Origin of the sequence: Sphingomonas ginkgonis (assembly GCF_003970925.1) — a bacterium.
GTDB classification, from domain to species: Bacteria; Pseudomonadota; Alphaproteobacteria; order Sphingomonadales; family Sphingomonadaceae; genus Sphingomicrobium; species Sphingomicrobium ginkgonis.
In genome coordinates, this window is record NZ_RWJF01000001.1 from 2,056,269 (window position 1) to 2,082,314 (window position 26,046).

Annotated in this window: 26 protein-coding genes and 3 tRNA genes; 6 read left to right on the forward strand and 23 right to left on the reverse strand. The window is 66.0% G+C overall.

What is annotated here, in order from left to right; translation table 11 throughout:
- Window positions 1-87 precede the first annotated feature (87 nt).
- The gene (locus HMF7854_RS10055; RefSeq protein ID WP_126718976.1) at window positions 88-1,365 is read left to right on the forward strand and encodes a TetR/AcrR family transcriptional regulator; all 1,278 of its coding nucleotides are present in this window, start codon (window positions 88-90) and stop codon (window positions 1,363-1,365) included.
- Between the two features lie 35 nt (window positions 1,366-1,400).
- On the opposite strand, the gene HMF7854_RS10060 is transcribed toward HMF7854_RS10055, so the two are convergent.
- Window positions 1,401-1,477 (reverse strand) — tRNA-Met (locus HMF7854_RS10060).
- Between the two features lie 127 nt (window positions 1,478-1,604).
- Here HMF7854_RS10060 and HMF7854_RS10065 point away from each other — a divergent pair.
- Entirely contained in the window at window positions 1,605-2,021 is a 417-nt protein-coding gene (locus tag HMF7854_RS10065; RefSeq protein ID WP_126718977.1) for a DUF3775 domain-containing protein, read from the forward strand.
- 15 nt (window positions 2,022-2,036) lie between these two features.
- Here HMF7854_RS10065 and HMF7854_RS10070 read toward each other — a convergent pair whose 3' ends face one another.
- The 3 genes from HMF7854_RS10070 to HMF7854_RS10080 all read right to left on the reverse strand — a co-directional run bounded on the left by HMF7854_RS10070 (window position 2,037) and on the right by HMF7854_RS10080 (window position 5,095).
- Window positions 2,037-2,540, reverse strand: a complete 504-nt coding sequence (locus HMF7854_RS10070) for a 2'-5' RNA ligase family protein (protein WP_126718978.1) — start codon at window positions 2,538-2,540, stop codon at window positions 2,037-2,039.
- Window positions 2,537-3,049: a PRC-barrel domain-containing protein gene (locus HMF7854_RS10075; RefSeq protein WP_185829239.1), complete on the reverse strand. Its 513-nt coding sequence runs from the start codon at window positions 3,047-3,049 to the stop codon at window positions 2,537-2,539. The genes HMF7854_RS10070 and HMF7854_RS10075 overlap by 4 nt, the downstream gene beginning before the upstream one ends.
- Window positions 3,050-3,139: 90 nt before the next feature.
- A complete protein-coding gene (locus tag HMF7854_RS10080; protein WP_126718980.1) occupies window positions 3,140-5,095 on the reverse strand; it encodes a potassium transporter Kup in 1,956 nt (651 codons plus the stop codon).
- A 150-nt stretch (window positions 5,096-5,245) separates the two neighbouring features.
- Between HMF7854_RS10080 and ald the strand changes: the two genes are divergently transcribed.
- Window positions 5,246-6,352: an alanine dehydrogenase gene (gene ald / locus HMF7854_RS10085; protein ID WP_126720165.1), complete on the forward strand. Its 1,107-nt coding sequence runs from the start codon at window positions 5,246-5,248 to the stop codon at window positions 6,350-6,352.
- A 63-nt stretch (window positions 6,353-6,415) separates the two neighbouring features.
- Entirely contained in the window at window positions 6,416-6,643 is a 228-nt protein-coding gene (locus HMF7854_RS10090) for a DUF3072 domain-containing protein (RefSeq protein WP_126718981.1), read from the forward strand.
- Between the two features lie 36 nt (window positions 6,644-6,679).
- Here HMF7854_RS10090 and HMF7854_RS10095 read toward each other — a convergent pair whose 3' ends face one another.
- The 9 genes from HMF7854_RS10095 to HMF7854_RS10130 all read right to left on the reverse strand — a co-directional run bounded on the left by HMF7854_RS10095 (window position 6,680) and on the right by HMF7854_RS10130 (window position 12,639).
- Window positions 6,680-7,291 (reverse strand): tetratricopeptide repeat protein, encoded by a 612-nt coding sequence (locus tag HMF7854_RS10095; RefSeq protein ID WP_126718982.1) that lies wholly within the window; start codon window positions 7,289-7,291, stop codon window positions 6,680-6,682.
- Window positions 7,288-7,632, reverse strand: coding sequence for a cytochrome c-type biogenesis protein (locus HMF7854_RS10100; RefSeq protein WP_239017034.1), 345 nt, complete (start codon window positions 7,630-7,632; stop codon window positions 7,288-7,290). The genes HMF7854_RS10095 and HMF7854_RS10100 overlap by 4 nt, the downstream gene beginning before the upstream one ends.
- 80 nt (window positions 7,633-7,712) lie before the next feature.
- Window positions 7,713-8,273, reverse strand: coding sequence for a redoxin family protein (locus HMF7854_RS10105; protein WP_239016927.1), 561 nt, complete (start codon window positions 8,271-8,273; stop codon window positions 7,713-7,715).
- Window positions 8,234-10,147, reverse strand: coding sequence for a heme lyase CcmF/NrfE family subunit (locus HMF7854_RS10110; RefSeq protein WP_126718984.1), 1,914 nt, complete (start codon window positions 10,145-10,147; stop codon window positions 8,234-8,236). Before HMF7854_RS10110 ends, HMF7854_RS10105 begins: the two co-directional genes overlap by 40 nt.
- Window positions 10,144-10,587 (reverse strand): cytochrome c maturation protein CcmE, encoded by a 444-nt coding sequence (gene ccmE / locus HMF7854_RS10115; protein WP_126718985.1) that lies wholly within the window; start codon window positions 10,585-10,587, stop codon window positions 10,144-10,146. The genes HMF7854_RS10110 and ccmE overlap by 4 nt, the downstream gene beginning before the upstream one ends.
- Window positions 10,587-10,718, reverse strand: coding sequence for a heme exporter protein CcmD (locus HMF7854_RS15790; RefSeq protein WP_185829240.1), 132 nt, complete (start codon window positions 10,716-10,718; stop codon window positions 10,587-10,589). The genes ccmE and HMF7854_RS15790 overlap by 1 nt, the downstream gene beginning before the upstream one ends.
- Window positions 10,715-11,431 carry a heme ABC transporter permease CcmC gene (gene ccmC, locus HMF7854_RS10120; RefSeq protein WP_126718986.1) on the reverse strand — a complete coding sequence of 239 codons (717 nt, stop codon included), beginning with the start codon at window positions 11,429-11,431 and terminating at the stop codon, window positions 10,715-10,717. The genes HMF7854_RS15790 and ccmC overlap by 4 nt, the downstream gene beginning before the upstream one ends.
- 52 nt (window positions 11,432-11,483) lie before the next feature.
- On the reverse strand, window positions 11,484-12,533 hold the full coding sequence (locus HMF7854_RS10125) for a Glu/Leu/Phe/Val family dehydrogenase (protein ID WP_126718987.1): 1,050 nt from the start codon (window positions 12,531-12,533) through the stop codon (window positions 11,484-11,486).
- 29 nt (window positions 12,534-12,562) lie between these two features.
- A tRNA-His gene (locus HMF7854_RS10130) sits at window positions 12,563-12,639 on the reverse strand.
- A 422-nt stretch (window positions 12,640-13,061) separates the two neighbouring features.
- Here HMF7854_RS10130 and HMF7854_RS10135 point away from each other — a divergent pair.
- A complete protein-coding gene (locus HMF7854_RS10135) occupies window positions 13,062-13,685 on the forward strand; it encodes a Crp/Fnr family transcriptional regulator (protein ID WP_185829241.1) in 624 nt (207 codons plus the stop codon).
- 90 nt (window positions 13,686-13,775) lie between these two features.
- On the opposite strand, the gene HMF7854_RS10140 is transcribed toward HMF7854_RS10135, so the two are convergent.
- The 3 genes from HMF7854_RS10140 to lon all read right to left on the reverse strand — a co-directional run bounded on the left by HMF7854_RS10140 (window position 13,776) and on the right by lon (window position 16,663).
- Window positions 13,776-13,850, reverse strand: a tRNA-Val gene (locus HMF7854_RS10140).
- Between the two features lie 51 nt (window positions 13,851-13,901).
- Window positions 13,902-14,174, reverse strand: a complete 273-nt coding sequence (locus HMF7854_RS10145) for an HU family DNA-binding protein (protein ID WP_126718989.1) — start codon at window positions 14,172-14,174, stop codon at window positions 13,902-13,904.
- Window positions 14,175-14,260: 86 nt separating this feature from the next.
- Window positions 14,261-16,663, reverse strand: coding sequence for an endopeptidase La (lon, locus tag HMF7854_RS10150; protein WP_126718990.1), 2,403 nt, complete (start codon window positions 16,661-16,663; stop codon window positions 14,261-14,263).
- Between the two features lie 116 nt (window positions 16,664-16,779).
- Between lon and HMF7854_RS10155 the strand changes: the two genes are divergently transcribed.
- A complete protein-coding gene (locus HMF7854_RS10155) occupies window positions 16,780-16,965 on the forward strand; it encodes a hypothetical protein (RefSeq protein ID WP_126718991.1) in 186 nt (61 codons plus the stop codon).
- On the opposite strand, the gene HMF7854_RS10160 is transcribed toward HMF7854_RS10155, so the two are convergent.
- The 7 genes from HMF7854_RS10160 to HMF7854_RS10190 all read right to left on the reverse strand — a co-directional run bounded on the left by HMF7854_RS10160 (window position 16,959) and on the right by HMF7854_RS10190 (window position 26,018).
- Window positions 16,959-17,474: a hypothetical protein gene (locus HMF7854_RS10160; protein WP_126718992.1), complete on the reverse strand. Its 516-nt coding sequence runs from the start codon at window positions 17,472-17,474 to the stop codon at window positions 16,959-16,961. The genes HMF7854_RS10155 and HMF7854_RS10160 overlap by 7 nt on opposite strands.
- A 126-nt stretch (window positions 17,475-17,600) precedes the next feature.
- Window positions 17,601-18,866 carry an ATP-dependent Clp protease ATP-binding subunit ClpX gene (gene clpX, locus HMF7854_RS10165; RefSeq protein ID WP_126718993.1) on the reverse strand — a complete coding sequence of 422 codons (1,266 nt, stop codon included), beginning with the start codon at window positions 18,864-18,866 and terminating at the stop codon, window positions 17,601-17,603.
- A 178-nt stretch (window positions 18,867-19,044) separates the two neighbouring features.
- Window positions 19,045-20,064: an inorganic phosphate transporter gene (locus tag HMF7854_RS10170; RefSeq protein ID WP_126718994.1), complete on the reverse strand. Its 1,020-nt coding sequence runs from the start codon at window positions 20,062-20,064 to the stop codon at window positions 19,045-19,047.
- A gap of 11 nt (window positions 20,065-20,075) precedes the next feature.
- Window positions 20,076-21,182, reverse strand: a complete 1,107-nt coding sequence (locus HMF7854_RS10175) for a DUF47 family protein (RefSeq protein ID WP_239016929.1) — start codon at window positions 21,180-21,182, stop codon at window positions 20,076-20,078.
- A 121-nt stretch (window positions 21,183-21,303) separates the two neighbouring features.
- Window positions 21,304-21,957 (reverse strand): ATP-dependent Clp endopeptidase proteolytic subunit ClpP, encoded by a 654-nt coding sequence (clpP, locus tag HMF7854_RS10180; RefSeq protein ID WP_126718995.1) that lies wholly within the window; start codon window positions 21,955-21,957, stop codon window positions 21,304-21,306.
- Window positions 21,958-22,086: 129 nt separating this feature from the next.
- The gene (locus HMF7854_RS10185) at window positions 22,087-24,960 is read right to left on the reverse strand and encodes a TonB-dependent receptor domain-containing protein (protein ID WP_126718996.1); all 2,874 of its coding nucleotides are present in this window, start codon (window positions 24,958-24,960) and stop codon (window positions 22,087-22,089) included.
- 68 nt (window positions 24,961-25,028) lie between these two features.
- Entirely contained in the window at window positions 25,029-26,018 is a 990-nt protein-coding gene (locus tag HMF7854_RS10190; protein ID WP_126718997.1) for a glycosyltransferase, read from the reverse strand.
- Window positions 26,019-26,046 lie beyond the last annotated feature (28 nt).

Genomic DNA, 26,046 nt, shown 5'->3' on the forward strand with positions numbered 1-26,046 from the left:
AAAAAGCTCGGGTAAAGCCCTTGGCAGACCTGCTCGCCGGACAACGAAAGATTTGGATCGGGCCGAGCTCCGTTGCATAACACGGCCATGTCCGTCGTCGCCGAAGCCGAATCCGCTCCTTCCGCCGTCAAGCCGCGCAGCAAGGCTCGGTTCCAGCGCAAGCGCGAGGCGGTTCTCGACGCCGCGACCGATCTCATCAACCAGCATGGTGCGCGCGGCACCACCCTGCTCGAGGTCGCGCGGGCGGTCGGGCTGAACACGACCAGCGTCACCTATTATTTCCGCAAGAAGGAGCAGCTCGCCGCCGCGGTATTCGAACGTTCGCTCGAGCGGCTCCACGACATGGTCCGCGACGCCGCCGCGGCGGACACGCCGCAGCAGCGCGTCCGCGCCTTCGTCTGGCAGCATTTCGCGCTCCGCACCGCCGTCATTCGCGGCGAGGCCCGGCCGCTCGCTTCCCTCTCCGACGTGCGCACGCTCGATCCCGAACTGCGAACCCCGCTCGAAAAGCGCTACCAGGCCGTCTTCCGCGACGTCCGAACGCTATTCGGCGAGTGGCGCGACCCCGACCACAAGGCGCTGCTTACCGCCCGTGCGCACATGCTGCTCGAGGTGGTCTTCTGGCTCCCGGTCTGGCTGAGCCGCTTCGCCATCAACGATTTTGAGCGGGTCGCCGACCGGCTGCAGGACATTCTCGAACATGGGCTGGCAACGGGGGATCGCCGCTGGGCGCCGCGCCGCCTTGGCGACCAGGCGCTGCGTGACGAGCTCCCGCCGATGGATCCCGGCCAGGAGAATTTCCTGCGGGTGGCCACGCGTCTTATCAACGAGAGCGGCTACCGGGGCGCCTCGGTCGCCCGCATCGTCGACGAGCTCAACGTCACCAAGGGCAGCTTCTACCACCACCTCGATGCCAAGGACGACCTCGTCCTCCAGTGCTTCCGAACCAGCTACAAGCGGATCGCGGTCATTCAGTGGTGGGCGCATCGGGAAGGTCGAGACGAGTGGGACCGGCTGACCTCGGCGATCGCCGCCCTGCTCGACCTCCAGTTTTCCGGGGAGTGGCCGCTGACCCGGACGACCGCCATTCACGCGCTCCCGCCGGAACTGCGACGCGAAGTGGTCGAACGCTCCGATCGCACCGCGTTGCGCTTCTCCGGCACGCTCATCGATGGCGGGCGTGAGGGGAGCCTGCGGCTGGTCGACCCGGTGATCGCGAGCCAGCTGATCATGTCGACCTTCAATTCGGCTTACGACCTTCGGAGCTGGGCCTCGTCCCTCCCCCGCGAAACCGCGATCCGCCTCTATGCCTCGACCCTCGTGGACGGCTTGTTCGATGATCGATCACTGTCGCTGGCCGAGTGACGTTGGCCCTGGCTGGCCTATGGTCAAAAGGGTAATGGTAGCGGAGGAGGGACTTGAACCCCCGACACGCGGATTATGATTCCGCTGCTCTAACCAGCTGAGCTACTCCGCCCCAGATCGGGCGCCCCGCACCGCAGCGCGTTGGGCCCGGCGCATATAGGCAAGGCTTTTCACGCGGTCAACGCGTGGGAACCGCCGGTTTTCACCCTCGTTGGGCGAGCAGTGAGGAGGCTTGCCGAATGGATCCGTTGACGCCCTTGGAAACGCTGTGCCGCATTATCCTGCGAGCGCGCGAATTCGAGGCCCAGACCCCAAGCGATTATGACGGGGGCGAGGATCCCGACAATATCGACGATGAGGAGGAAGGCTCGCTCTCCGTTCTTGAGGACGAGGTGAACACCGGCGTCGAAGACGAACTCCGGACCGCGCTCGACGATCTCGGCGACGATCAGGTCGCCGAAGTGCTCGCCTTCTGCTGGGTTGGCCAAGGGACCTACGACGCTGGTGACTGGGCCGAAGCTATGGAAGAGGCCACCGACGAGGGCCGTGAAGGTGCGATCGACGAGCTGATGGACATGCCGATGCTCGCTTCGGTACTCGAGGCCGGACTGGCCGCCTTCGATCTCAGCTGCGACGGGATCGGCGACCTCAGCTAGGTCGCCGCCCTTCCATCAGCCCCGGAAGCGCCACTTCCCGATCGAGTCCCACGGGCCGCCGAGATAGCGGTGGAGCAGGAGGCCGCGGATCGCCAGCGGGCGCGGCTGGAAGCTGGCCTGCAGCTCGTCGAACAGCAACTTGGCCTGACGACTCGACACCTTGTTCTGGATGGTGACGTGCGGACGCCATCCCTGCCCGTCCTGCGCGGTCAGCAGGCCATGGAAATGGTGGGCGATCCGGGCCCGGATGCCGTCTAGCTCATCCGACACGACGCGGTAGGCGACCCCGCCGCCGAGGTTCATCAGCCCGGCGAGTGTTGCTCGCGGTGGCGGTCCGGCGGCTTCTCGCGCCAGCACCCTTTCCGCCTCCGGCTCACTCGAGGGCGGAAGTGCGTGGAACATGGTCAGGTGCGCGGCGAGCTGGTTACGCTCGGGCGGAAAATGGCGCGTGCGCTGGCCGTCGAGCCAGGCGGAATCCTCCGCGCCCATCTCGGCCGTGACGATCAAGGCGCCGCTCATCGGCCTGGCCACCGATCCTTCTCAAGCGTCGGCAGGCTGGCGAAGGTGGCTCGGTCGAGCCGAAGCCGGATCCGGTCGCCGTCTACCGCAGCCCGCTTCCAGTCGACCCGCCGCAATGTCTCGCCGACGCCCGCAACCCCGCCCTCCGAGGCGACCAGGTAGGCGAGCCGTCCGCTCTGGCACTGAGCCATCGCGTCGACGCAGCTGCCGACCTCGTCGCCATCGAGCGTTACCAGCCGACCCTTGCCCAGCAGCGATACCGGAAAAAGATCCTCGCCGGGCGCGGCGCTGCTCTCCTCGGCGGCCTTGCCGGCCCCTTTCTCCAGCCCGGCCTGCCGTCCCAGCCAGCGCCAGATGCCGAACAGGTTGAGCGCGGTCAGGATGGCATTCTGCCAGACGAGATTCGGCTGGCCGGTTGCCAGCCCAAGCGCGATCCAGGCGATCGATCCGATGGTGAACACGCCGAACCCCCAGCCGGTGACCCGGCTGCCGAGGTTGGAAGCAGTCATGAAAGCAGCGATGGTGGTGGCGATCGGCGCGACCCAGGTGGCGATGGACTCCATGCCGAGCCAACTGCCGAGCCGCGCGACGGTTGCCCGCTAGATCTCGACCTGGCTGCCGAGCTCGACCACCCGGTTGGGCGGCAGCTTGAAGAACTCCATCGCGCTTTCCGCGTTGCGCAGCATCCAGGCGAACAGCTTCTCGCGCCACAGCGCCATGCCCGGCCGAGCGGTCGAGATCAGGGTCTGGCGCGCCAGGAAGAAGCTCGTGTCCATCATCTTGCAGACCGCACCACAGCCCTTGAGCCGCATCAGCTCGGACGGGACGTCGATCTCCTCCATGAAGCCGTAGTGGAAGACCGCGCGGAAGAAGCCGCTGGAATAGTCGTGGGTTTCCGCCCGCTTGTGCTCGGGAACGTACGGCACGTCCTGGATCCGCACCGTCAGCAGGATGATCCGCTCGTGCAGCACCTTGTTGTGCTTGAGGTTGTGCAGCAGCGCATGCGGCACCCCCTCGGACGATGAGGTCATGTAGACCGCGGTCCCGGGCACCCGAGCGGCGCTCTGGCTGGCGGACTTGATGAACACCTCGATCGGCAGGCTCTCCTCGGCCATGCGGACCATCAGCAGCTGCCGTCCCCGCGCCCAGGTGGTCAGCATGGTGAAGGCGATCAGCCCGATCATCAGCGGGAACCAGCCTCCGACCGGCACCTTCAGCAGGTTGGCGCCGAAGTAGCTGACGTCGACGATGACGAAGAGCGCGATCAGCAGGCTGGCGCCGATCTTGTTCCACTTCCACAGCTGGAACAGCACGACCGAAATCAGCAGGCTGTCGATGAACATCGCGCCGGTCACCGCGATCCCGTAGGCGGCGGCGAGGTTGGACGAGGTGCGGAAGTTCAGCACCAGCAGCAGCACCATGATCATCAGCGCCCAGTTGATCGCCGGGATGTAGATCTGGCCCGCCGCCGTCTCGCTGGTGTGCTGGATTCGCAGTCGCGGAATGAATCCGAGCTGGATCGCCTGCTGGGTGACCGAGAAGGCCCCGGAGATCACCGCCTGGCTGGCGATGATCGTCGCGAACGTCGCCAGCAGCACCAGCGGCAGGCGCAGCATGTCGGGCGCCAGGAAGAAGAAGGGGTTGCGGATCGCCTCGAGCGCGGCGTGGCCCGGAAGCGACAGCAGCATCGCCCCCTGCCCCATGTAATTGAGGATCAGCGCCGGCAGGACGAAGAACATCCATGACACGCGGATCGGATTGCGGCCGAAGTGGCCCATGTCCGAGTAAAGCGCCTCGGCACCGGTCACCGACAGCACCACCGATCCCAGCGCGACGAAGGCGCGGACCGGGGCCTCGGCGAAGAAGCGGTAGGCGTTCAGCGGGTTAAGCGTGTGCCAAAGTACCGCCGGGTGATCCATGATGTGCATCAGCCCGAGAACGGCGAGCACCAGGAAGTAGACGATCATCACCGGCCCGAACAGCAGCCCGACCTTCGCCGTCCCGCGCGACTGGATCGCGAACAGCCCAATGAGGATCGCGATGGCGACCGGTACAACAAACGGCTCAAACCCCTGTTGTACCGTGGTCAGTCCCTCAACCGCCGACAGAACCGAGATAGCCGGCGTGATCATCGAATCGCCGTAGAACAGCGCGGTCGCGAACACCCCGAGCAGAACGATCCCGCTGGTCCATTTTCGCTTGCCGCCGACCGAGCGGTTGATCAGCGCGAGGAGCGCGAGGCTGCCGCCTTCCCCCTTGTTGTCGGCGCGCATGATGACGGTGACGTACTTCAGCGTCACGATGATCATCATCGACCAGAAGATGAGACTCAGCACCCCGTAGATGTGCAGCGCGTCGACCCGGAGCGTGTGATGGCCGGCGAATGTCTCGCGAAAGGCGTAGATCGGCGAGGTGCCGATGTCGCCAAAGACAATGCCGATCGCGCCAACCGCCAGCTTGACCAGCGGGCCGCGTGCGTCGCCATGAGCGGTGGGTTCGTCGAGGTTGGTCGCCGGCCCGGCCGGCACGGCCTGTCCGGTCGCGGTGATGTTCATTTCGGTCGCGTGTTAGCAGCGGCCGGCCGGAGCGGCAATCGGCCCGGCTTGCCCCTAATTAAGTTGCCCGCGGCAGCCGGACATTGCTCCCCCGCGGCGGCCCTCCTATAGGCGCGCGAAATCTTCACCATCGGAATGAGCGAACGAACCATGCGCGTCGGTGTGCCCAAGGAAATCAAGAACCATGAATATCGTGTCGGCCTAACCCCGGCGTCGGTTCGAGAGCTGGTCGCCGCCGGGCACCAGGTCGTCGTCGAGCACAACGCCGGGACTGGCATCGATTGTTCCGACACGGCTTACGAACGTGCCGGTGCGACGATCCTCGCGACGGCGGCGGACGTGTTTGCTGGTGCGGACATGATCGTGAAGGTCAAGGAGCCACAGCCGTCCGAGATCGCGATGCTCGAGGCCCGCCACCTCCTTTTCACCTATCTCCACCTCGCCGCCGACAAGCCGCAGGCCGAGGGGCTGATGAAGTCGGGCGCGACCTGCATCGCCTACGAGACGGTGACCAGCCGCTCGGGCGCGCTGCCGCTGCTGAAGCCGATGAGCGAGGTCGCGGGCCGCATGTCGGTTCAGGTCGGCGCCCACTACCTTGAGAAGGAACAAGGCGGCCGCGGCGTGCTGCTCGGCGGAGTTCCGGGCGTTTCTCCTGCCAAGGTTGCGATCCTTGGCGGCGGAGTCTCGGGCGTCAACGCGGCGCAGATGGCGACCGGCATGCGCGCCGATGTCACCATCTATGACATTTCCAACGACCGGCTGGCCGAGCTCGACATGTTCTTCTCCAGCCAGATTAAGACGGCCTACGCCAGCCGTGCCGCCATCGCGCAGGCCGTCTCCGAGGCGGAGCTGGTGATCGGCGCGGTGCTGGTCCCCGGCGCGGCCGCTCCCAAGCTTGTTACCCGCGAGATGCTCAAGACGATGAAGCGTGGCTCGGTCCTCGTTGACATCGCCATCGACCAGGGCGGCTGCTTCGAGACCAGCCACGCCACCACTCACGACGACCCTGTCTACGAGGTTGATGGGATCATCCACTACTGCGTAGCCAACATGCCCGGCGCCGTGGCGCGGACCAGCACCTTCGCGCTCAACAATGCGACCCTGCCCTTCGCCCTCAAGCTCGCTACGCTTGGCGCGGATGAGGCCATGCGGCAGGACCCACATCTCGCCAATGGGCTGAACGTGTCGGACGGCAAGATCCGCCATCAGGCGGTCGCCGACGCGCTCGACCTCCCGTTCGAACCGGTAGCGGCTTAACGGGAACAGAAGTGGAACGCGAGGCGTTGGGGCGGCAGACTAACTCTCTGGAAAGCCTTCCCAATGTCTACCCAGCCCATCGACGACAACCCCAAGGCCCATCCGACTGGCAACGCTGTCAAGGATCCGGACGATTGGACTACCGGCGGCGAGCCGATGACCGGCGCACAGGCGAGCTATCTCAAGACTCTCAGCGAGGAAGCGAACGAGGAATTCAATCCCGAGCTGAACAAGGCCGACGCGTCCAAAAAGATCGACGAACTCCAGGACAAAACCGGCCGCGGCGAGTGACCTGCACCCTCCCCTGAGCCGGGCTCAGGGAGATAATTACCGCCCCGGCTGTCCGCCCAGCGCCACGATCCCCCCCTCGACCATTGGCCGCCAGCTTACTCCGGGCGATTTCGCCAACATCCGGTTCCACAACTCAAGTGCACCCGCCCGATCTCCACTTCGCGCCCGCGCCAGACCTAGGAAGAAAAGCGGCGCCGGATGATCGGGTGCAAGCCGGAGCGCGCGATCGTAGGCGAACTGCGCCGGAGGCGTGAGCGCCCCGGCATGGTCGACCAGCGTGTTGCCGAGAACCGTCCACAATCCGACATCGTTCGGATGACTTCGGACTGCCGATTGCATGATCTGCGCTGCGCCCTGCGTGTCGCCCTTGCGGGCTAAGCTCTCGGCGATTGTCGCCCAGGTATCGGTCTGGTTGAATCGACCGAGCAACGCATGGCGCGGAACGGTCAGGGGTAGCGGCGGACGCGGCGGCGCGAACTCGCGCGGGTTGCCGTCATAGGAAGGGTTGGCCTGGACGGCATAGCCCGCGGCGCCAAACAGCAGCGCCGCCAGCGCCAGCTGCAGGCTGGTTCCACGCAGTCGACCGAGCAGCAGGAACCCCGCCCCTGCCATCGCGACCAGCAGCAGGAGGATCATCCACCCGTTCATGCCGTCCTCCGCTTCAGGCGCCGCACGACCAGCAGGCCGCCACCTACAAGCAGCAGCAATGGGGCGATCCACAGCGGCCAGGTCAGCGGTTCCATTGGCGGTGCAAGGCTGATCCAGTCGCCGTAGCGACCCACCAGCCATCGCCGCACCTGCGCGGGGCTTTCACCCGATGCAATCCGCCGCCGCACCATGTCGCGCATGTCCCCGGCCAGCTCCGCGTCGCTGTCGGCAATTGACTGGCCCTGGCAGACAAGACAGCGAATCTCCTCCATCAACGCCTTCGCGCGAGCTTCCTGTGTGGCGTCGGGGAGCTGGCGATAGGCGTAGGGCGCCGGCGCCATGCTGGAGTCCGCCCAAGCCAATCTGCTGGGCAGCGTCAGCAGCAGGACAAGGCCCACCGCCGGTCTCAGTCGCACTCGGCTCACCGCGCCCGCTCCAGCTCGGCGACGATGGTCGCTATATTGTCGTCGGTGATCGGGCCGGGCCATTGGTAGGTAATCAGGCCGCGCCCATCGACGACGAAGCTCTCCGGCACGCCCGACGAGCCCATCGCCAGCTGCACAGCGCTGCGCGGGTCGGCGCCGATCCGCGCATAAGGGTCACCATTGTCGCGCAGGAAGCGGGCGATGTCCTCAGGCCGATCGCGGATCGCGACGCCGTCGATCTCCACCCCCTGTGCCCTCAACCGCGCCAGCATCGGCGCCTCGGCGATGCAGGGCACGCACCAGCTGGCAAAGAAGTTGATCACGCGCGGCTTGCCCCGCAACTCGGCCGAAGCGAAACCCGGCTTGCTCGGGACCCCGGCTGCCAAGGTGAAGTCGGGGACCGGTTTGCCCACCATCTGGGAGCGGACGATCGTGCTCGGCGGGTTGTCGAGGCGCCAGATGAAGGCCGCGACCAGCAACGCCGCGACGACCAGCGGCAAGATGGCCCACCAGCGCCTCACCAGGCCGTCCGCCGCTTGCGCCACCAGCTCCGCCACTCGCGCCCGAGCAGTGCCAGGATCCCGCCAAACGCAATCAACGCGCCGCCGAGCCAGATCAGCGTCACCATCGGCTTCCACCACAGTCGCAGCTGCCAGCGCCCCTCCTCGTCGGTTTTGCCGAGCACTGTGTACAGCTGACCATCGAGACGGGTGCGGATGGCGGTCTCGTTCGTCTCGGTGAACGGCGTGGTGAAGAAGCGGCTCTCTGGGGTCAGCACCAGCGAGCTGCCGCCACGAAAAGCTTCCAGCCGAGCCTCCAGCGCCGTGAAGTTCTTGCCCGCGATCGGGCGGACGCCGGCCAGCCGAACCGCCCATGGGCCAACCTGACGGGTCTCTCCCACCCGCACCGCGGCGAGCGTCTCCTTGGTGAAGGCGGTGTCGAACGCCATCCCGGCGAGCGCAACTGCAATACCAAGATGCGCGACGACCATCCCCCAGGTGGCGAGCGGTGTACGCAGGAGGTTGCGCCCGACCAGCGGCATCAGGGACGCCGGCACCAGCCCCGCCGCCACTGCCAGGCCAAGCCGGGCCAGCCACGACATCGCCGGCACCGATATGAAGCTAACCAGCAGCGCGGCCAGCGCGACCGAAAGCGGCAGCGCTGCCCGGCGGAGCAGCGGCCGCCGGTCACGCCGCCAGTTGAGAAGCGGCCCGACGAACAGCAGCAACCCGAGGAGCAGCGTCAGCGGCCCCGCCACCGCGTTGAAATAGGGCGGCCCGACCGACATCTTCTCGCCCGTCGCGGCCTCCGCCATCAGCGGATAGAGGGTTCCGACGAACACCGTGCCGAGGATGGTCGCGAGCAGCAGATTGTTCATGACTAGCGCGCCTTCGCGGCTGACCACGTCGAACCGCGCCCCCTCACGAACCGTCCCGATCCTCGCCGCGAACAGGCTCAGCGCGCCGCCGACATACAGCGCGAGCAGCGCAAGAATGAAGGTGCCGCGCCGGGGGTCGACCGCGAAGCTGTGGACGCTGGTCAGGATGCCCGAGCGGACTAGGAACGTGCCGACCATCGACATCGAGAAGGCGATAAGCGCCAGCATGATCGTCCACGCCCGCAGGCCTCCGCGCGCGGACAGCACGTTGACGCTGTGGAGCAGCGCGGTGGCGGCGAGCCACGGCATCAGCGAGGCATTCTCGACCGGGTCCCAGAACCAGAAGCCGCCCCAACCCAGCTCGTAATAGGCCCAGTAGCTCCCGGCGGTGATCCCCAGTGTCAGGAGCACCCAGGCGCCGAGTACCCAGGGCCGCATTGCGCGGGCCAGCGCCGGTCCGACCTCGCGGGTCAACAGTGCCCCGACCGCCAGGCTGAAGGCGACCGAGAGGCCGACATAGCCAAGGTAAAGGGTTGGTGGATGGAAGGCGAGGCCGGGGTCCTGGAGCAACGGATTGAGCCCCTGCCCATCCGGCGGCGCCGGATAGAGGCGGGCGAAGGGATTGGAGGCGAACAGGAGAAAGGCGAAGAAGCCGAGCGCCAGCGCCGCCTGGCTGCCCAGCGCGGCGTTCAGCGTGTCCCGCGGCAGCCGCCGTTCGAGTAGCGCGACGGCTGCGCCGGCAACGGTCAGGATTGTCACCCACATCAGCATCGAGCCCTCGTGGTTCCCCCACGCGCCCGCGAACTTGTAGATCCACGGCTTGGCGCTGTGGCTGTTCTCCGCGACCAGCAGCACGGAGGTGTCGGTACGCAGGAAGACGGCGATCAGCGCACCGAAGGCGGCAAGGGTGAACAGCCCCTGCCCGACCGCGATGCTGGCGACGGTCCGCGGCTCAGCCTGGTCGCGCAAGGCAGGAACCAGGGTCAGCAATAGCTGCAGCAGCGACAGCGCTGCGGCGAGCCACAGCGCGGCGAGGCCGAACTCGGCGATCATTCGACCGTCTTCCGGGTCTGCTTCTCGGCAGCGATGTTGCCCATCTGCGGGGGCATATAGCGCTCGTCGTGCTTGGCGAGGATGTTGGAGGCGATGAAGACGCCGGCGGCGGTCATCTGCCCCTCGGCGACCACCCCGCTGCCCTCGCGAAACAGGTCGGGAAGGATGCCGCGGAAGGTCACCGGCACGCTGGCCGGTCCGTCGGTCACCCGGAAGTTGACGGTAACGCCGTCGGCGGCGCGCCGGAGCGAGCCCTTCTGGACCATCCCGCCAAGCCGCATTGCCTTGTTCGGAACCGCCTTGCCGGCAGCGATGTCGGCAGGGACGTAGAAGTAGGCGGCACGGTCTCTGAGGCCCCACATCGCGAGCAGCGCGGCACCGATGAGCGCCACCACCGCAGCCAGCGTCAGCGCCAGCCTCTGCTGCTTCGGCGCGGCCATCAGCGGTTGTGCTTGTGCCGGTCCGCAGCGGCTTCGGCCCGGCGCATCGCCACCAGCGTCCAGGCAAGCAGCCCGCCGGTGCCGCCGATCGCCACCGTGTAGGCAGCCCAGACGAATGCCCACTGGTTCATTCGGCAAGCGCTCGCTTGAGCCGTGCCTCGAGCTTGGCCTCGGCCAGTTCGGCGCGCATCCGCATCAGGACCACCGCCCCGAACAGGCAGGAGAAGCCCAGCATGGTGAACGGCAGCGGCCAGAGTAGGCTATTGTCGATCGTCGAACCCGACAGCGAGATGCTCTCGCCCTGGTGGAGCGTCCGCCACCACTGCACCGAGAAATGGATGATCGGCAGGTTGACCGCACCGACCAGCCCGAAGATGGCGGCGATCCGCCCGTCAGGCCCGCGCTCGCGCTCCGCAGAGGCAAGCGCGATGTAGCCGAGATAGAGGAAGAACATCAGCAACATGCTGGTAAGGCGCCCGTCCCATTCCCACCAGGTGCCCCAAGTCGGACGCCCCCAGATCGAGCCGGTCGCGAGGCAGATGGCGGCGAACAGCGCGCCGGGCACCGCGCAGGCTCGAGCGGCGATCCCCGCCAGTGGGTGACGCCACACGATCTGCATCAGCGACGCGACCGCGATCCCGCTCCAGCCGGCCATTCCGAGCCACGCCGCCGGAACATGGATGTACATGATCCGCACCGTCTCGCCTTGGATATAGTCGGGCGGAGTCAGAAATAGCCCGCCTGCCACCCCAGCAGCCGTCAGCACCAGCCCGACCGCAAGCAGCCAAGCCGAGGCCGGGCGGGCGATCGCGAGAAAACGAGTGGGATTGGCGAAGCGGTGCATGTCGGTTCGTGCTCCTACCGCATAGCGGCTCCGGAGCACCATGGGAAAGCCCCTAGGCGCGGCCAATCAGACGTTGGGCCATGAGGTCCGCGACCGCCGCCGGATTGGTCCCGCTCGATTGGCTCTCCGCCCAGATCTGCTCAAGCCGGACCGGAATGCCCGCAATCTTCTCGCGGACTTCGTCCTGCCCGCCGTCCTGCAGATACTCGGTGGCGACGTTGATGATGCCCCCGGCATTGATGACATAGTCGGGAGCGTAGAGGATCCCGCGTTCGTGGATCCGCTGGCCGTCCTCGCCCGTGGCGAGCTGATTATTGGCGCCTCCAGCGACGATCGGAGCCTTCAGTCGGGCGATGCTCTCCTCAGTCAGCACCGCACCAAGCGCATTGGGGCTCACCACGTCGGAGTCGAGGAAGAGAATGTCGGCCGGATCGATCACCGACCCGCCGACCTGCTCGGCGAGCTTGGATGCCTTGGCCGCGTCGACGTCGGCAATGCTGATGCGGGCACCTTCCGCGGCCGCGTGCATCGCGAGCCCGCTCGCAACGCTGCCCGCGCCCTGGATGGCAAGCCGGATGCCATCGAGACTCTCCTTGCCGAGCGCGCGCTTCACTGCGGCCTTGACCCCGAGGAACACGCCCAAGCTGGTGTGCGGGCCCGGGTCGCCGCCGACCGCGCCGGTGGCGACCGGAAGCCCGGACACGAACTTGGTCTGACGGCTGACCTCAGTCATGTCGGTGACGTTGATCCCGACATCCTCGGCGGTGACGTAGCGACCGCCCAAGCTGTTCACCGCCCGACCGAATGCCGCCATCAGCTCGGCCGGCTTGTCGCGGTCGGTCGGGGCAAGGATCACGCCCTTGCCGCCGCCCATGCGAAGCCCTGCCATCGCATTCTTGTAGCTCATCCCGCGCGACAGCCGCAGCGCGTCGGTGAGCGCCTCCGCCTCGTCGCCATAGTGCCAGAAGCGGCACCCGCCGCCGGCCGGACCAAGGTGGGTGGAGTGGATCGCGATGATGGCCTTGAGGCCGGTCTTCTCGTCGGTGAAGAAGTGCACGTCCTCGTGCGCATCGAAGTCGGGCAACGCCCACAGGCTGGTCATGCGGTTCCGGCTATCAAGAAGGAGAAAAATGGGGCGATCGACGGGACTTGAACCCGCGACCCTCGGTACCACAAACCGATGCTCTAACCAGCTGAGCTACGATCGCCATGATCCCGCGCGAGGGTATCGCGGCGGGACGCGCGCTCCTTAGGATCCGCCGCTTCCCTTGGCAAGCAGGACCCGGTCCGGAGTATTTTCCGCCCGTATTTCCCCGCAAGCGGGCCGTACGGTACTATAACGAGGTTGGCAAAATGCGTCGCAAACAGGATTTTGTGATCTGCTTGTGTTAGGGGTGCATTCGACACCGAATCGCGACCTGCGTGACGGTCGCGTGGCACTGGAGGACCAACGGAGGGCAGCGATGTCGAGCATCGCTGCATCGCCTTCCGTGGGAGTGCCGCGTAGCCCCTTGACCTGGCAGACGATGTGCCGGGGGGAGGAGTATCAATGGGAAGGCGAATGAATGTCGGGCCAACCGAGCTTGGACCGAGGTTGATTGAAGCAGGCCTGGATCCGCAGATTGCGGACATGCTGGAGGCAATGCCGCACCGCGTCGTCCAGGTGGACCCGCGTCGTCCGTTCCGCGATCCGGGCGTCGCACGGGACGAGGTGTTTTTCGTCCGGTCGGGCATCCTGTCCAAGTTCAAGACGGACGGCGCGGGCCGCCGCCAGATCGTTGCTCTTCGGTTCAGCGGCGACGGTATCCTCCCGCGCGAAGGGGCCGCCGACTATGGGCTGCAGGCTATCGTGCGCAGCGAAGTAATGGTCGGCCGCGCCGAGGACCTCAACGCCATCATCGACAATAATCTCGAACTCGCGCGCTTCTTCATGCGGCTCACCCAGCTGCATGCGGCGATCAGCTACGAATGGCTGGTCAATTGCGGTCGGCGCGATTCCACTGCTCGTGTCGCGCATCTCCTGTGCGAGACTGCCGAGCGGACGCCGGACCGACCCGCTGCCGACCGGCTCTACAATCCGTTCACGCAGCAGCAGATCGCCGACATCACTGGCCAGACCTCGGTCAACGTCAATCGGGTCTTCGCCGATCTCGAACGACAGGGTCTAATCACCCGCGACGGCCGCGAGATTATCTTCCGCGACTGGCAGGAGATCAGGCGGATCGCTAGCTTCCAGCCGGCTTACCTGCAGTAGGCACTTGTGCGGCTGGCGCTCGCCGCCGCGCAGGCTGTCCCACGACAGCCGAGTGCAACGGAGCTTACCGGATCGGTTGTCAGCGGAGCATGGTGGGCGCGGTAGGGATTGAACCTACGACCCCACCCGTGTGAAGGGTGTGCTCTACCACTGAGCTACGCGCCCATGCCCGCGATCGAGCCGCGCCTCTACGCAAGGCACGGCAGCATGTCCAGCCTACTGGACGGCGTCCTTGAGGATCTTGCCCGGACGAAATTTGGGGGTCGAGCTCGCCTTGATCGCCATCGGCTCGCCAGTCCGCGGATTGCGCCCGGTGCTCGCCTTGCGGCGGGTAACCGAAAAATTGCCGAACCCGACGAGACGAACCTCGTCGCCTCGCTTCAGGGTCAAAGTCACGACATCAAGCATGGTCTCAACCGCTCGTGACGCGTCGCCACGGCTCAGGCCGGCACGATCCGCCACGACCGAAATCAATTCCTGCTTGTTCATGCCTAACCTCCACGCGCGTCCCAGAAGACTCACCGGCACGCCTTTCGGGTCCGCTTAAAGCGATGAGCCGAACCGAAAACAAGAGGTCAGTGACGAACCGTGGGCGAGACCTGCCCCGAGCCGGGACCGGGCACGGGCTCGGTCGCATGCTCGTCGGCGTCGCTCCATTCGATCGGCTCGAGCTTCTGGGTCAGCGCGATCGACAGGACCTCGTCGACATGGGCGACCGGGATGATCTTGAGACCGTCCTTGACGCTCCTCGGAAGCTCGTCGAGATCCTTCTCGTTCTCGGCCGGAATGAGCACAGTGGTAATGCCGCCGCGAAGCGCCGCCAGCAGCTTTTCCTTGAGGCCGCCGATCGGCAGCACCCGCCCACGCAGCGTCACCTCGCCGGTCATCGCAACGTCGCGCCGAACCGGAACACCGGTGAGGGTCGAGATCATCGCCGTCACCATCCCGATGCCGGCGCTCGGGCCATCCTTCGGCGTAGCGCCCTCGGGAAGATGGACGTGGATGTCCTTGCGCGCGAATACCGAGGGCTTCACGCCATAGGCCGGTGCGCGCGCCTTGACGAAGCTCATCGCGGTCTGGATCGATTCCGTCATCACCTCGCCGAGCTTGCCGGTCGTGCGGATCTGTCCCTTGCCGAGGACGGTCACCGCCTCGATCGTCAGCAGCTCGCCGCCCACTTCGGTCCAAGCCAGGCCGGTCACCGCGCCGATCTGGTCTTCCTCCTCGCTGACGCCGAAGCGGAAGCGGCGGACGCCGAGGAACTCGCCGACATTCTCGCCGGTGAGTACCACCTTGTCGGTCTTGCCCTCGAGGATCTGGCGGAGCGACTTGCGCGCAACCTTGGCGAGTTCGCGCTCGAGCGTCCGAACGCCGGCCTCGCGGGTGTAGTGTCTAATGACCGAGCGCAGCCCCTCGTCGCTAAACTCAAGCTCCTCGCCCTTCAGCCCATGGGCCTCCATCTGCTTGGGGATGAGATGGCGGCGGCTGATCTCGACCTTCTCGTCCTCGGTGTAGCCCTCGAGCCGGATGATCTCCATCCGGTCCAGTAAGGGCTGCGGCATGTCGAGCGAGTTGGCGGTCGTGACGAACATGATGTCCGAAAGGTCGTAATCCAGCTCCAGATAATGGTCCTGGAACTTGCTGTTCTGCTCGGGGTCGAGCACCTCCAGCAGCGCCGAAGCCGGATCGCCGCGGAAATCCTGGCCGAGCTTGTCGATTTCGTCCAGCAGGAACAGCGGATTGTTGGTCCCAGCCTTCTTGAGGTTGGACACGATCTTGCCCGGAAGCGAGCCGATGTAGGTGCGGCGATGCCCGCGGATCTCCGCCTCGTCGCGCACGCCGCCAAGCGACTGACGAACGAACTCGCGGCCCGTGGCCCGAGCGATCGAACGACCCAGCGACGTCTTGCCGACGCCCGGCGGCCCGACAAGACAGAGAATCGGACCCTTCAGCCGGTTGGTCCGGGCCTGTACCGCCAGATACTCGACGATCCGGTCCTTGACCTTCTCCAGCCCGTAATGATCCTCGTCGAGCACCGCCTGCGCCTCGGCGATGTCCTTCTTAAGCTTGGACTTCTTGCCCCATGGTAGGCCGAGCAGCACGTCGAGATAATTGCGCGCGACCGTCGCCTCGGCGCTCATCGGCGCCATCGCCTTGAGCTTCTTCAACTCGGCGTTCGCACGATTGCGGGCTTCCTTGCTGAGGCGCGTCTTGCGGATTCGGGCCGCCAGTTCCTGCAGCTCGTCGCCGCCCTCCCCGTCGTCATTGCCTAGCTCGCGCTGGATCGCCTTCAGCTGCTCATTGAGGTAATATTCGCGCTGGGTCTTCTCCATCTGTCGCTTGACCCGGCTGCGGATCTTCTTTTCGACCTGAAGGACGCCGAGCTCGCCTTCCATGAAGGCGAACACCATTTCGAGCCGACGCGATGGATTGAGTTCGCCGAGCAGCGCCTGCTTGTCGCTGACCTTGATCGACAGGTTGGAGGCGACCGCATCGGCGAGGATCGACGGGCTGTCGATCTCGCTCAGCTGGACACTGGTCTCGGGCGGAAGCCGCTTGTTGAGCTTGGCATAATTTTCGAATTGGTCGACCACCGACCGCATCAGCGCTTGGATCTCGGGTCCGTCGACCTCCTCCTCCGGCACCTCCTCGACTTCGGCCACCATGTGGCCTTCGCCCTGCTCAAGCGAGACGAGGCGGGCACGACGAGCCCCTTCCACTAGCACACGGACGGTCCCGTCGGGCAGCTTCAGCAGCTGCATGGCCGTCGCAATCACGCCAAGGTCGTACAGCGCGTCCCGGTCGGGATCGTCCTCGCTCGGATCAAGCTGTGCGACCAGGAAGATTTCCCGGTTGGAGGCCATCGCTGCCTCGAGCGCCGCGACGCTCTTCTCTCGCCCGACGAACAGGGGAACGATCCGCTGCGGAAAGACGACGATGTCGCGCAGCGGCAGGATGGGATAATTGGCCAACTTCATCTCCGTTCGCGGCTCCGCCGAGCCGTGTTGCGCCTCATATGGGCCGACGCCCGGCGCTTATCAATTCTCGGGAACAATCGCCCGGCCACGCTCGCTCACCCGGCAGGAGAGCTGTCATGGACGAGCGTGAGAAGATCAGCACGGGCCCCAACGAGAGCCCGATCAACGAGACAATTGCCGGCACCGGCCCCGGCATCCCCGACGAGGCACTGGCACCGGGCGAAGGGATGCCGGAGCCGCCCAGGGACGAGGAAGTCGCCCGCATCGCAAAGAAGCTGGGCGCGCCCGACCCGGCTCAGTGACCGGTCAGCGCCAGCGCTGCGGGTAGAAGATTCTGCAGCCCATGGGTCAACGCGACCAGCCCTACCGCGACCCAGAAGCCGCGCTCGCGCCAGGTGACGAACGCGATCGAAAAGATCAGGAAAGGCCACCAGATCACCAAACCCCACGCCGGTGCGAAGGAGGAGTGGAAGGCGCCCCATGCCACGGCGCTGGCGACGACCGCTGTCGCCGGAGCGACCAGTCGCAGCAGCAGCAGGATGAACGCCGCCATCATCAGCGTCTCGATCAAGGGCGACAGGATGACCACCAGGAACATGAGGATGGCCGCAGGCTGCTTGCCGAAATCCGGCCCGGCGAGATCGGGCGAAACTGCGTGCACGAGGAATGATAGCAGCATGCTGCCCGCGAAGCTCAGCGCCCACGCGACCGCGATATAGCGGACCGGCCGCTCGGGCCGGAACAGCAGGTCGGGTAGTACGGCCAGCCACGAGGGGCGCCGTTGCAGGTCGGCGGGAGGCTCTACGTTCATGTCCGGACCCCGACCTGCGTCATGCTGCCTATTAGCCAGTGATCCATCGTCGCCCCGCCCCCCTGCTGTCATGAAGAAGGGCGAGCCCTTGCGGACCCGCCCCTACCGTCATTCTTCAGCGCGCGCTCAGGCAGCGTCGCCGGTCTTTTCCTTCTTGGCATAGACCCGCACCGGGTCCTTGCGTCCCTCGACCACGTCGCGGTCGACATGGACTTCGTCTACCCCATCCATCGACGGCAGGTCGAACATCGTGTCGAGCAGGATGCCCTCAAGGATCGAGCGCAATCCACGCGCGCCGGTTTTCCGCTCGATCGCCTTACGCGCGACCGAGTGAAGCGCATCGTCGGTGAAGTCGAGTTCGACTTCCTCCATGTCGAACAGCTTCTGGTACTGCTTGACCAGGGCGTTCTTCGGCTCGACCAGGATTTTGACCAGCGCGGTCTCGTCGAGGTCCTCGAGCGTGGCAATGACCGGAAGACGGCCGATGAACTCGGGGATCAGGCCGAACTTCAGCAGGTCCTCGGGTTCGCAATTCTTGAGCACTTCGCCGGTACGCCGCTCCTCGGGTGCCGCGACATGCGCGCCGAACCCGATCGACTTGCCCTGCAGGCGGTCGGCAATGATCTTGTCGAGCCCGGCGAAGGCGCCGCCGCAGATGAACAGGATGTTGGTCGTGTCGACCTGCAGGAACTCCTGCTGCGGATGCTTGCGACCACCTTGCGGCGGGACCGAGGCGGTGGTGCCCTCCATCAGCTTCAGCAACGCCTGCTGAACGCCCTCGCCCGACACGTCGCGGGTGATGGAGGGGTTATCCGATTTACGGCTGATTTTATCGATTTCGTCGATGTAGACGATTCCCCGCTGCGCCTTCTCGACATTGTAGTCGCTGGCCTGGAGCAGCTTGAGGATGATGTTCTCGACATCCTCGCCGACATAGCCCGCCTCAGTGAGGGTTGTGGCATCGGCCATGGTGAAGGGCACGTCGAGGATCCGCGCCAGCGTCTGCGCCAGCAGCGTCTTGCCGCAACCGGTCGGACCGATGAGCAGGATGTTAGACTTGGCTAGCTCGACCTCGGCGCCAGTCTTAGCGCCGTGATTGAGCCGCTTGTAGTGGTTGTGGACGGCGACCGAGAGAACCCGTTTGGCGCGGCTCTGGCCGATCACATAGTCATCAAGAACCTTGCAGATCTCCGCCGGAGTCGGAACGCCGTCGCGGGTCTTGACCAGCGCCGACTTCGATTCCTCGCGGATGATGTCGTTACACAGCTCGACACACTCGTCACAAATGAACACGGTCGGCCCGGCAATGAGCTTGCGAACCTCATGCTGCGACTTGCCGCAGAAGCTGCAGTAGAGGGTGCTCTTGCTGTCGCCGCCAGAAAGCTTAGTCATATTGATCCTTAGTCGAGGAGGGCGCACGCACCCCCCGATGCACGGCATGCTAGCCGCTCTTGTGGCACATTCAACCTCAGTAAGAGCTTAACGCCCGCGTTCCGGTTCGGTGCCTTCCGCTCGAATATGGAGAGATCGCCAACGGACAACAAGGGCGACGCCCTCGTAAGCCCCTGGATCAGCGGGTGAATAGCCGAGTGGCGAGAAAGAAAAGGGCGGCGACGCTGGCCGAGGCAGGAATGGTGATCAGCCAAGCGAGCACCACGTTGCGCGCGACGCCCCAACGCACGGCGGACGCGCGCCGGGCGACTCCGGCGCCGATGATCGAACCGGTAATCGTATGGGTGGTGGACACCGGAATCCCGAACCAGCTCGCGCCGAACAGCAGGACCGAGCCGCCAGTCGACGCCGCAAAACCTTGGTGCTGGTCGAGCTTGGTGATGCGGCTGCCCATCGTCTCGATGATCTTCCAGCCGCCGGTCATCGTTCCCAGTCCCATCGCCGTGTAGCAGCTGATCGCCACCCAGTGCGGCACCGCAAAGGCGCCATGAAGCCAGCCGGTCGAGTACAGGAGAACAGTGATGATTCCCATCGTCTTCTGGGCATCGTTGAGGCCGTGGCCGAGCGAGTAGGCGGCCGAGGAGACGAGATGGAGCAAACGGAAGCTTCGCTCTGCTCCGCGATTGGACGCCGTGCGAGCAAGCCAGCTGGTCAGCAGCATAATTGCCATCGAGATGGCCATGCCGATCAACGGGGCAAGCGGGATGAACAGCAGCGTCTTAGTGACCCCGTTCCACTGGATCGTACCAAGCCCCGCCGCGGCGACGCCCGCGCCGATGATCCCACCGACCAGCGCATGGCTGGATGAACTTGGTATCCCCTTGAGCCAAGTCACCACGTTCCAGAACATTGCCCCGACCAGCGCCGCGAAGACGGCCGCGGGAGTCACCATATCCTTGTCGATCAACCCCTTGCCGATCGTATCGGCGACCTTGTGCAGCTGCGGAAATTGCAGCGTCAGGAAATAGGCCGCGAAGTTGAAGAAGGCAGCGAAAGCGACCGCTTTGACTGGGCTCAGAAGCCGGGTCGCGACGACCGTTGCGATTGAGTTGGCGGCGTCGTGCAGTCCGTTGAGGAAGTCGAACGCCAGCGCCACCACGACGAGGGCGACCAGCAGTGGGAGGGCAAGTTCGTGCACGGCCGGGCGGCTCAGGCGTGATCGATGACGAGGCCGTCGATCTCGTTCGCAACGTCCTCGAACGCGTCGACGATCCGCTCGAGATGCTTGTAGATCTCGCGGCAGACCATGAAGCGGACGCTGTCGCTCTTGGCATAATCCTGGAAGGCGCGCTTCAGGCCAGCGGCATGAACCTCGTCGGCATGGCTCTCCATTCGGACCAGGCGGCCGGTCAACTCGTGCAGCCGGGCGCCGTTGCGCCCGACATCCCGCAGAAGCGGCATTGCCTCGGCAGTCAACCGCGCGGCGTCGACGATGATCCCGGCGATATCGCGCATCCCGGGCTCGAACTGGCCGACCTCGTAGATGTCGATCGCCCGCGCCGCCGACTGCATCTCGTCGATCGCGTTGTCCATCGACCCGATCAGCGAGGTGATCGCGCCACGATCGAACGGGGTCAGGAAGGTACGGCGCACGGTGGTCAGCACCTCCCTGATGACGTCGTCCGCCTCCCCTTCGCGCTCGTCGATCTCGCGGATGTTCTCGGCGAGCGCCGAGCCGCCCTCGAAGGCGCGCCCGATCGCGTTGGCTGCCGCGACCACCGCCACTGCATGCGCTTCGAACAAATCGAAGAAATTGCCCTGGCTGGGGAGCAGTCGCTGAAACCAGGCGAACATCGAGGTAACCCTTGTCTTGTCGGAGATGGCGGACAGCATCGTCTTGCGCCGTGCCGCGCGGTTGAATTCACTGGCTCCGAAGGAGCGGATGAGGTCGGCGAGATCGCTCTCCTCGACCGCCTTGGCGGCCTCATCGAGCGAAAACCAGCGCCGCTCCCGCTGCGAATCTTCTTTCCATTCGGGGAGCTCCTGCTGCACCGCTAACGGAAAAACGTCCACATCGAACATGAGCGAGGCGCCGGTCTTGCGGCGCTTGCGGTAGCGATAGGAGCCGAGCGGGACCGGGCAGACCGCTCCGCGCACCCCCGCCTCCTCCTCCGCCTCCAGCGCGGCGGCGAGATGCGGGGTCATGCCCGCCTCGGGGTTGCCCTTGGGAATGACCCAGCGCTTCGTCTCGCGCGAGGTGACCAGCAGCACGCTCACCGGCGCGCTGATCGCGCTTCCGCGGGTGCGGTACGGCAAGGCGGCAATCTGGCGAATGGTCCCGTCCCCTTTCCCGCCGCTCTAGCGGCGGCTTTGTGACGGTTCCATGACAGGCTCGGCGGAGAGTTCAAGCCTCTCCGCCGAGTTCAAGGCAATCGCGTCAGGCCGGGGTGACGTCCCCGGCGCGGGTCTCGCCGTCCTCGCCGGCGTCCGGCCGCTTGTCGAACACCTCGTCGATCAACCCGAACTCCTTGGCCTCGTCGGCCTCGAGGAACTTGTCGCGGTCCATCGCCGCCTCGATCTCCTCGATCGGCTTGCCGGTGTACTTGGCATAGAGCGCGTTCAGCCGGCTGCGCATCCGCAGGATCTCGCGCGCCTGGATCTCGATGTCGGCCGCCATGCCCTGCGCGCCGCCCGACGGCTGGTGGATCATGATCCGGCTGTTGGTCAGCGCGACCCGCATCCCCGGCTCGCCGGCGGAGAGGAGAAAGCTGCCCATCGACGCCGCCTGGCCGATGCACACCGTCCCGACCCGGGGACGGATGTACTGCATCGTGTCGTGGATCGCGAGACCGGCCGTCACGACGCCGCCCGGCGAGTTGATGTACATGAAGATGTCCTTCTTCGGGTTCTCGGACTCGAGGAAGAGCAGCTGGGCGGTGATCAGCGAGGCCATGTGGTCCTCGATCGGCCCGGTGACGAAGATAATCCGTTCCCGCAGCAGGCGCGAATAGATGTCGAAGCTGCGCTCGCCGCGGTTCGACTGCTCGATGACGATCGGAACGAGCTGCGAGACGATGTCGGGATATTCCATGGAGTTGTTCGCGTCCTCTGGTGGGTCGTTGCCAACCCTACATCGGACGGGTCGCGCCAAGGTTCAAGCCGGCGAAAAGGGGCGGCCGGCAGGCCCGACCGCCCCTTTCCAAGACAAGCTGCTGTCAGCTCAGAACATTTTCACGGTCGCGCGAAGATAGAAGTAGCGGCCGGGAATGTCGTAGGTGGTCGGATCATAGTTGTTGAGGCCGCAGCTGATGCAGCCCGGCGGGTCCTTGTCGAACAGATTGTTGACCCCGAACGCAAACCCGAACTGCTGGCCGAACGCCTCGGGTTCCCAGCGGAGTTGGGCGTCGGTGTAGAAGCGGTCGCCGAGGCGGTTGCCGTTCTGCGATTCGGTGACGTGGCGGATGTAGCGGCCGGTCAGCGAGGCGCCGAAGCCCTTGAGGTTCCAGTCGAGGATACCGATCCCCTTCCACTTCGGGAAGGCCTGGTCGGGCGAGCCCTGCTCGGTCCCTTCGCGCTTGATCGTGGTAGAGCCGCCAAGCGCCGGCACCGACACGCGATACTTGAACAGGAAGTTGTTGTTGAGCGTGACGCCGAAGCTGCCGAGCGGCCCCGGAGCGCTGCGATAGGTGAAGTTGACGTCGAGACCGTCGGTCTTCAGCCCCGCGATATTCTGCAGGAGACCCTGGATGTTGGCGATCTGACCGGACGCGGTGCGGGTGATGAGCGCGCAGGCGACCGGATCATTGCCGATGACGCACTGCTGGAGCGTCGTGTTGGCGTCGATTGCCTGGATCGCGCCCTTCACCTTCACATTGTAGTAGTTGACCTCGAGGCTGGTGCGGGCGAGCCAGCTCGGGCTGTACACGCCGCCGACCCCCCAGCTCTTCGAGGTTTCCGGCTTGAGCCCCTGGTTGCCGCCGGTGATCACCGAGATCTGCGGGTTGTTCTGGACGTAGCCGGCCGGAACGCCCTGAGCGCGGCAGTTGGCGAGGGTGCTTCCGGTCGGCGTGCCCGAGCAGGGATCGGTCAACTCCTGGTCGAAGCGCGACGGCGTGCCGAACAGCTCGCCGATGGTTGGAGCGCGGAAACCCTCGGCATAGTTGGCGCGGAAGCGAAGGTCGCGGACCGGCTTCCAGTTGACGTCACCCTTGAAGGTCGTGGTCGAGCCCGACGTCGAATAGTCCGAGAAGCGAACCGCGCCGCCGAGCTCGAGCAGGTCGGCGAAGGGAACGCCCTTGAGCAGCGGGGCGCTGAGCTCCGCATAGGCTTCCTTGACGTCGTAGCTGCCGCGGGTCGGCAGCGCCGGGATGTCGGAACCGAGCCCGGCGGCGACGGTCGCGTCGGGGTCGAAGCGGCCGCGATACTTGCGATACTCGGCGCCCACCGCGAGGCTGAGCGGTCCGCCCGGCAGCTCGAACAGCCCGCCGGTGAGGTTCGCGCTGGCGCCCCACAGCGACTGGCGCGAGCGGTCGCGCTGGGTAAAGGCCACGAAGTCCAGCATCTGCTGGGTGATCGAGCCGACACCCCCGAAGATGTTGAACGGCACGCAGGCGCCGGTGCAGGCGCCGATCGGTCCGAGCGCCTGGGCCAGATTGGCCGCGTTGACGTTGCCGTGGACCGTCTGGCGCGCCTTGTTGCGCCCGTAGAGCCCGTTCACGTCCCAGAACCAGTCATGGTTGAAGGCGGCGAACTTCCCGTCGAGGGTCGCGGTGCCGTAGGTCGTGTCGACCCGCTGCTCGTAGCGGCGCGGCCCGTTCTCGATCAGGCGACGGCCGATGAAGCTGTAGTTGGGGGTCGTGCCGTTCGCCACGCCGCCCAGCGTCACGCCCGACTGGAGCGTCACGCCGAACGGGTTGTAGGGATTGGTGGCCGAGATGGAGATGCGGTCGAGCAGGTTGCCGTTGCCGGCGTCCGGCCCCACGAAGAGCGGGAGCGGCGCCGCCTGGTTGGCCGAATTACGACGGTTCCACAGCAGCTTGGCCGAGAAGTTGAGATCCGGTCCGAACTCCTGCTTGAGGTTGGCGAAGGCGCCATAGCGCTCGAGCGGGATCTGGATGAGGTTGTAGGGCGCGAAGTTGAACCGGTCGGCGGTGGTGAACGCCTTAAAGTCGCTCGCCGGATCGGTCGGATTGGCCGGATTGTAGACCGGCCGGCGCCCGATGACGGGCCCGCGCAGGGTCAGGTTCTGGCCGAGGACGATGAAGCGGCCGAGCGGGGTGCCCGAGGAGCAGCCGCCGGCGAGGCAGCTGGTCGCGCCCGGTTCCGGGAACAGCGAGATGTCGCGGTCGCCCGAGCTGATCGAGCCCTGCTTCACATAATTGCCGCCGATGACGATCTGTGTCGGCCCGTTGCCGCCGTTGCCCCAGCTGATCTGGTAGTTCTGGCTGGTCCCGTCGCCCTGCTGATACTCGCCGACCTGGGCGCTGGCGATCAGGCCCTTCTGGCGGCTCTTGGTGATGATGTTCACCACGCCCGCGATCGCGTCCGAGCCGTAGATCGCCGACGCGCCGCCCTGCAACACCTCGACCCGCTCGATCATGCTCTCGGGAATGGCGTTGAGATCGACCGAGCCGGGCACGCCGGAGGCCGAGGCGCCGTTGACGAAGCGCAGCCCGTCGACCAGCACCAGGGTGCGCTTGGAGCCCAGGTAGCGGAGGTCGATCTCGGCCGCGCCGGCGCCGACGCCGCCGCCGTCGGGCGGGTTGCCGAAGTTGCCGCTGTTGTTGAACTTGCCGTTGAGGCCGCCGCCGCTGCTCGGCAGCCGCTGGAGGACGTCGGTGATCGAGTTGAGGCCGGTCCGCGCGATGTCCTGCTGGTCGACGAAGGTGATCGGAGCGTCCTGTGCGAGCGGATCGCGGCGGATGCGCGAGCCGGTGACGACGATCTCGCCGGTCGGGTCGGCCGTGGTCGACTGATTGCCGGCCGCGGTCGGCGGCGGCAGGTTGCTCTGCGCAGCCGCGGGCGCGGCGGCGAGCATGGTGGCAAGCGCAAGCACTCCGCTGGTCGCGCGGAAGCGGTCAAACCGGCTAATCATCCATTCCCCCTGTCGTTGACGCCACGCGGGGCGGCGCCAGCGCAACTTACGCCAATGTTACTGGAGCGTCAGCGGGAGATGCGGGAACGGGAGGATTCTGCGGAAAGCTGTTGCGGCAACGTTACAGTCGGCTGCGGCGCGGGCTGCGCCAGATAGGCCAGCCGGCGGACCTCGCGGCGTCCGCGGGTCACGGTGTCGAGGATCAGCCCGGCGAAGAAGCAGAGCACGGCGACGATCACCATCCCGGTGACGAGAATTGCGGTCGGGAAGCGCGGGACCAGCCCGGTGCTGGCGTAGGTGACGATCAGCGGCTCGGCGAGCAGCAGCGCCAGCAGGACGAGGATCGCGCCCAGCGTCCCGTAGAAGAGGGTCGGCCGCTCGACCCGGTAGAGGGTGCCGATGGTGGTGAGAATCCGCCAGCCGTCGCGATAGGTCGACAGCTTGCTGTGCGAGCCTTCCGGCCGCGCGGCGTAGCTGGTTGTCACCTCGCCGACCGGCATCCGCAGCTCGAGCGCGTGGACGCTGATCTCGGTCTCGATCTCGAAGCCGGAGGACAGGACGGGGAAGCTCTTCACGAAGCGGCGCGAGAAGGCGCGATAGCCGCTGAAGATGTCGGTGAAGCTGCGCCCGAACAGGCCGGCGAGCAGACCGGTAAAGACGCGGTTGCCGAGCACATGGCCGCCGCGATACGCTTCCGCCGCCTCGTGCCGGCGGGTGCCGACCACCATGTCGAGCTGCTCGGCGAGCAGCTGCTCGACCATCAGCGGGGCGGCAGCGGGATCATAGGTGAGGTCGCCGTCGGCCATGACATAGACCTCGGCGTCGATGTCGGCGAACATCCGGCGGACGACGTGGCCCTTGCCCTGCTGCCGCTCGGTCCGGACCACTGCCCCGGCGGCGCGCGCCAGCTCGACCGTCCGGTCGCGGCTGTTGTTGTCGTAGACATAGACGGTTGCGCCCGGCAGCGCGGCGCGGAAGCCGGCGACCGTCTGCGCGATCGCCGCTTCCTCGTTGTAGCAGGGGAGCAGGACCGCGACCCGTGGTTGCTGTTCGATCATCGCCCGCCCCCTGCTTCAGCTCAGTCCT